The sequence below is a fragment of the Polaribacter sp. genome (assembly GCF_965656025.1).
Taxonomy (GTDB): domain Bacteria; phylum Bacteroidota; class Bacteroidia; order Flavobacteriales; family Flavobacteriaceae; genus Polaribacter.
In genome coordinates this window covers 1,953-7,735 of sequence record NZ_CBFHJT010000099.1, presented here as the reverse complement: position 1 = coordinate 7,735, position 5,783 = coordinate 1,953, and the positions used below count along the sequence as shown (strand labels likewise).

Annotated in this window: 4 protein-coding genes and 1 pseudogene; 1 reads left to right on the top strand and 4 read right to left on the bottom strand. The window is 30.3% G+C overall.

Features of this window, described 5'->3' with window-relative positions:
- From ACTG3S_RS13660 to ACTG3S_RS13645, 4 genes are all read right to left on the bottom strand, one after another.
- A partial coding sequence (locus ACTG3S_RS13660) for a cell division protein FtsX (protein WP_439129891.1) occupies positions 1-366 on the bottom strand: 366 nt, incomplete at its 3' end.
- Positions 367-442: 76 nt separating this feature from the next.
- Entirely contained in the window at positions 443-844 is a 402-nt protein-coding gene (mce, locus tag ACTG3S_RS13655; RefSeq protein ID WP_439129890.1) for a methylmalonyl-CoA epimerase, read from the bottom strand.
- A 69-nt stretch (positions 845-913) separates the two neighbouring features.
- Positions 914-2,338 carry a DUF5689 domain-containing protein gene (locus ACTG3S_RS13650; RefSeq protein WP_439129888.1) on the bottom strand — a complete coding sequence of 475 codons (1,425 nt, stop codon included), beginning with the start codon at positions 2,336-2,338 and terminating at the stop codon, positions 914-916.
- A gap of 13 nt (positions 2,339-2,351) precedes the next feature.
- Complete coding sequence (locus ACTG3S_RS13645; protein ID WP_439129887.1) at positions 2,352-5,102, bottom strand: carboxypeptidase-like regulatory domain-containing protein; 2,751 nt, start codon at positions 5,100-5,102, stop codon at positions 2,352-2,354.
- A 120-nt stretch (positions 5,103-5,222) separates the two neighbouring features.
- Between ACTG3S_RS13645 and ACTG3S_RS13640 the strand changes: the two are divergent.
- Positions 5,223-5,783: pseudogene (locus ACTG3S_RS13640) on the top strand (endonuclease/exonuclease/phosphatase family protein); the annotation flags it as partial.

The window sequence follows — 5,783 nt, the reverse complement described above, 5'->3', positions numbered from 1 at the left end:
TGCTTTTAAGTAGATATCTATTCCGTTTTTAAGTGGATTTTCTCCCAGGAATTTTAAAAAATCTTCACCAATTTCTTTGCTATATTGTCTTGCTGCTTGTTTTTTAGAAGTGTAAATAATTCGTTTTGTAAACTCTTCTTTTTGTAAAGAAGTTTTAAAACTATTTATTTGTTTACTAGATACATTGTCTTTTAAAAATACGGTAATGGCTACTTTTTCTTTTACTCTATTTGCAACCAAAGTAGATTTTAAAAGCATTAACCCCAAAATACCTACCATAAAAAGTACCAAAGCAATACTAATTACAACAGAAATGTAAGAAGAAGCTAAGCGTCTTTTTTGATAAGTTTCAAACTTTGAAGGCATTTTTACGGTAACTTTTAAACTGCTGGCAAGATAATAATAAGAAATTAGTTAACAGTAGGTCTTTGCAGTATTTTAACTAATTGATTTCTTGGCACAATTCTATTAAAACGCCATTGGTAGTTTTTGGGTGCAAAAAAGCCACTAATTTGTTATCTGCTCCTTTTTTTGGTACTTCATTTAAAACCACAAAACCTTCGTTTTTTAGTCTTTCAATTTCACTTTTTATATCTAACACAGCAAATGCAATATGATGTATACCTTCTCCTTTTTTTTCTATAAATTTTGCAATAGGACTCTCTGTGTTTGTAGCTTGTAAAAGTTCTATTTTGTTGGGTCCGGTTTTAAAAAAAGAAGTTTTAACACCTTCAGAAGCCACCTCTTCTATTTTGTAATGTTCTTTACCTAATAGTGATGCAAATAACTTGTTAGAAGCTTCTAAATTTTTAACTGCAATACCAATGTGTTCTATTTTATCCATGGTGTAAAAATAGAAAAAACCAGTAAATTAGTTTTACTGGTTTTTCTAATTTATGTAAACGAGCTATTTTTATCTTGCGTTTATCATAATATTATCAATCTCATAGGTGCCATCAAAATCTTCATCTCCACTACCCACATATTTAAACGCGATGTAAGCAGTACCAGAATATTTTGATAAACTTATATAGGTAGATGGAAAAAACAATCTAAAATTACTACTATTTGTAGCTATTTGAGCGGGTAATTTTTCCCAATTGGCAGTCGTTATTGTAGCTTCATTACCATCCCAATTTGTAGAAATTAGAGCTTCTAAAGTACTGCCATCTGCAAAAGATGTAGAAGTTTCAAAAGATAAATATTCTTCTGATGTGGTATCTAAATTTATAGAATTTGTAATTAACCAAGTAATTGTACTTGCGTTTCTAGATGCAAAAGAACCTATATTTGTAGCTCTGCTATTAACATCTGAATCAAAGTAAGAAGTCCAAGAACGGGTACCTTCTTGTCTAAAATTTGTCCAACCAGAAATGTTAATTGTACCGTTTGTTGATTCAAAATCTTCACTTAATAAAATAGTTGAAAAATCTGATATAGATAATGGTGTACATCTTGAACCTGTAAAATGAACATTGTCTTTTGAGTTTAAAACTAGCACTGTAAAATCGCCACCAAAATCTTTAGTTACTACTGCATTTATAGAGCCTCCTCCCCTTGGTAGAGAATTATTTGCAAAAGATGCAAAAGCACTTGTTTCTAGAAAAACTTCAACAATACCAATACCTTGACAAGATGCTATGGTGCGTTTGGTATCAAAATCATCTTTAGGGTCTATAAATGTTTTTCCTGTAACATCTCCTAAAAAAAAAGCATTTTCTATTTTTACAAAAGTACCAATGTTTTCTTCGTTATTTATACCTCCTAAACTAACTACTTTTGGCACAATCATTTCTGTTGTTGATGAACGATAAATATGATTTTGAGCCTGGTTTTGTGTAATACTTTCAACTTCTCTTTTATCAATTATATTTATTTTACCACCAATAGTTATGATACCATCTCCAGAATTGGTTTCTCCAATATATAAATTCTTTAATCTTATATAAATCTCTCTACCTTTGTTATACTTATTATATATATCATTTAGGTTTAATGAAACTTTAATTCCAGCAGTTGGATTCTCTGGTTTGTCTTGCATATAAAACTCTCTAAAATAATTTCCTTCTTGGTCAGAGGAAATTACATAACCTTTTACTACAATATCAGATACAATCTGTATTGGATCATTTCCAGAAATATACAATGCTTTGATATCACTTATAGACTTTAATTCTAGCTGGTTGTTATTAACACTATCTAAAAGCTTATTTAGGTTTTCATTTTCTTCATTACCAAACTCTTGTGGTACTGTAAAATCTCCATCTTCTACACAAGATGCAAATAAAACACTAGATACAAATGCTAGTATTATGATGATTATTTCCTTCGTATTCATTTTAATTATTTTTTTAGAATGATATGTTTAAGTTTAAAAAGTAGGTGGTACCTCTTCCGTACCAATATTTATTACCAAAAACTGGAGTATCTAGTGCTTTATCGTCTCTTAATTGTCTAAAGTTAGCGTTTCTACCCTGCTCAAAACCACCAGATTTATATTCTTCATTTAATAGATTATTTACAGTTGCAAATAAGCTTATGTAGTAGTCACTTACTTTCCAAGATTTACCTCCAATTAAGTTTACAACCATATAATCATCAAATTTTTCTTGTTGTAATAATTGCCTGGCTAAAGCTGGGTCGTAATCTGTAAATGGTAAACCATCTGCATCTTCAAAAAAGTTTGAAGATCTAGTTAAAGGCGCAACATCTGCATAAATGTTTGAAAAGAAATTTGTAGTTGCACCTATCCACCAATAGTCTGGGTCTCTATACTCGAAACCAACAGAATATGCATTTTGCGGACCAGAAGCCAATTTGTAGTTTTTTAAGTTAGAGACATAATCTTTAGATCTAAAATCTGCATCAAAACCTCCATTATTAGCTACATCTGATGTTAAATATAAATCTGGATTATTGCTATAAGCGTGCTGACCAATTGCTGCTGCACCTTTTAACTTTATAGTTGGTGTAACTTGCGCCTCTATACCCAATTCTAAACCTATATGCTGTCTGTTAATACCAGAAAGTATTTCTTGTACAAATGCTGTATTGTCTCCTCCAATACCATCAGCAAAATAAAAAGATATTTCAGTTGCATCTTTTACGTTGGTATAATACCCTGTTAATCTAGAAGTAATTATTGGGCTTCTAACGATATAGCTAACATCTGATGAGAATACTTTTTCGCTTGCTAAATTATCTACCACAAAATTATTTTCTCTAGAGTTTGCAAAAGAGTTTCTAATAGTTGGTGCATTTGTTACAAACGCAACATTGGCGTCTATTAAATGACGTCCTGTAATTTTATAAGTAGCACCTGCTTTTGCACCAAAGTTTGTAAAGTCTAGTTTTTTAGATTTTCCTAAAGAGTTATTTTCAAATCTACCGTTTTGATATAAGCCTTCTCTTTGATGTGTGGTGTTAGAAACACTAAATGCTGTGTAAAAATCTACTTTTTTATATTTAAACTGTGCTTGAACAAATGCATTCGCTTTGTCTGAATTTAAGTTATAGTTATATCTAAAAGCATCTCCTTCTCCAACAACTCTATTGGGATTTAAAATATCGTTTTGTTTTTGTTTTTCTGTATCTGCAAATGGATTAATATCTAAATAACCATTACCTCCTAACAAATCTATTACTTCTGCAAAACTATTAGAACGCAACCTTCTGTATTCTAGTTTTCCAGTTAAAGTAATATTATTGGTGATGTCAGAGTTAAAGATAGTATTTAGCGTTAATTGTTGATCATCACTTCTATCTTCATACAAAACATAAGCATTATCTAGACCTGCATTTGCATTTGTAATATTTGCATCAAAAATTCTGTTCCAATCTAATTGTCCATCATCTTGAAAGTTTTCCCTTAATTTATATGCTCCTGCTAAATCATCATTTCTAAGTTGAAAACTTGGTAAATACTGGTAATATGTTGGGCTTGGGTTTGCGCCTCCATTAAAATCTAAACGACTATTACCAATTTTACCAAATTGATATGAAACGTTTGTTTGTAATGTGGTATTTTCAGACAAATCCCAATAATGATTTAGCATTAAAACGGGCTCTTTTACTTCTTTTATTCTAGAGTTTGTCTTTCTACCATTTAAATAGCCCCAATAATCATTGTAAGCTATTCCTTTCAAGTCAAAAACCTCTTGGGTGTTTGGAGATGATTTACCCCTTCTGTTTGGTGTAAAAAAGGAAGTAAAATTTAAGCTGTGGTTTTCGTTTATCTTTTTTTCTACAGATGCAAATAAAGAATAGGCATTGTAGGTTGTCCCTTCGTTAAAGCCTTCTAAACCTGCCCTTCTACTTGCAGAAAGAGTTACTGCCCAATCTCCTTTTAAAATACCTGTAGAGTACGCAGCCATGATTCTATGAACATAACTTCTGTTAGATGATGAATAGGAAATTCTTGTACCAGGTCTTTGTTGAGAGGCTCTAGTACTTATATTCGTAGAACCTAAAACACCACCAAAAGTGTAATTAGATGGTGCCAACCCATTACTAAACTCTTGATTTCTTAAAACATCGTTTAAACCACCCCAATTACTCCATTGCGCTCTACCATCATAAATCTTATTCATTTCAATTCCGTTAATCAAAACTTTACCGTTACCAGAATCTAAACCTTTTATTCTAAAAAATGAAGAACTAAATTCAAAAGCAGCAGATCTTAAGAAAACATCTTTCGTTGCTTGCAGTAAACCAGATATGTTGTCTGCCGCACTTGCATCATCATTTAACTCGTCATCTGTAATGGTTATTATACTTAAATCTTGGTCTTCTATTCTATCTTTATAAAGATAAATAGTGCCTAAATCCACATTTGTATTTGCAACTTCTATGGGAAAACTTTGCGTTTCAAAACCATTAATTTTAATTTCTAAAAGATAGCTTCCTTTGGTAAGATTATCAATAGTAAAAACACCATTTGGTAATGTTTTAGTAGAGATATTGGTGTATTTAAGGCTTACACTTGCATTAACAAGTGGTTTTTGAGAGCTGTTTTCTACAACAATACCTTTTACACTATTTTGCGCATTTGTTGTTATAATAAATAGCAACAAAAGCATTAAAGATAAAATAAATTTTATCATAACTTTTTCCTTTTTTCATTCAATTTAGCGTTTAAATTTAAGTATTTTTTAACAAAAAACCTATTTTATTACTATTTTCTAAGGAAATGTTTGATATTTTTACCAAAAGAAAAAGAACAAATGAAAAGAAAAATAACCTTACTTTTTATATTTATAATTGCAATAAATACATCCTTATTTTCTCAGAAAAAAGAAAAGAAATACACCATTAGAACCATTGCCTTTTATAATCTAGAAAATCTTTTTGATACTATTAATGACCCTTCTAAAAATGATGAAGCTAGCCCAATGATGGAACTAAAATCTAACAGATCTAAAGTTTATTGGGATAAAATTGATAAGCTAGCAAGCGTTATTTCACAAATTGGTTTAGAAAAAGCAAAAACAAGTCCTACAATTATTGGAGTTTCTGAAGTAGAAAATCTAAGTGTTTTAGAAGATTTAGTAAAATCTAAGCATTTGGTTAACAAAAATTACGGAATTGTACATTACGATTCTCCAGATAAAAGAGGAATTGATGTGGCTTTATTATATCAAAAAAGATATTTTAAACCTGTGTATCATGAAGCATTTAATCCAAATATTTATAGAAATGGCTATAAGGTTTACACTAGAGATCAATTATTAGTTTCTGGTTATTTAGATGACGAATTAATGCATTTCATAGTAAACCACTGGCCT

Excerpts from the sequence above, each read along its gene's own strand:
- mce (WP_439129890.1), bottom strand. The coding sequence starts at position 844 with ATGGATAAAATAGAACACATTGGTATTGCAGTTAAAAATTTAGAAGCT.
- ACTG3S_RS13650 (WP_439129888.1), bottom strand. The coding sequence starts at position 2,338 with ATGAATACGAAGGAAATAATCATCATAATACTAGCATTTGTATCTAGT.
- ACTG3S_RS13645 (WP_439129887.1), bottom strand. The coding sequence starts at position 5,102 with ATGATAAAATTTATTTTATCTTTAATGCTTTTGTTGCTATTTATTATA.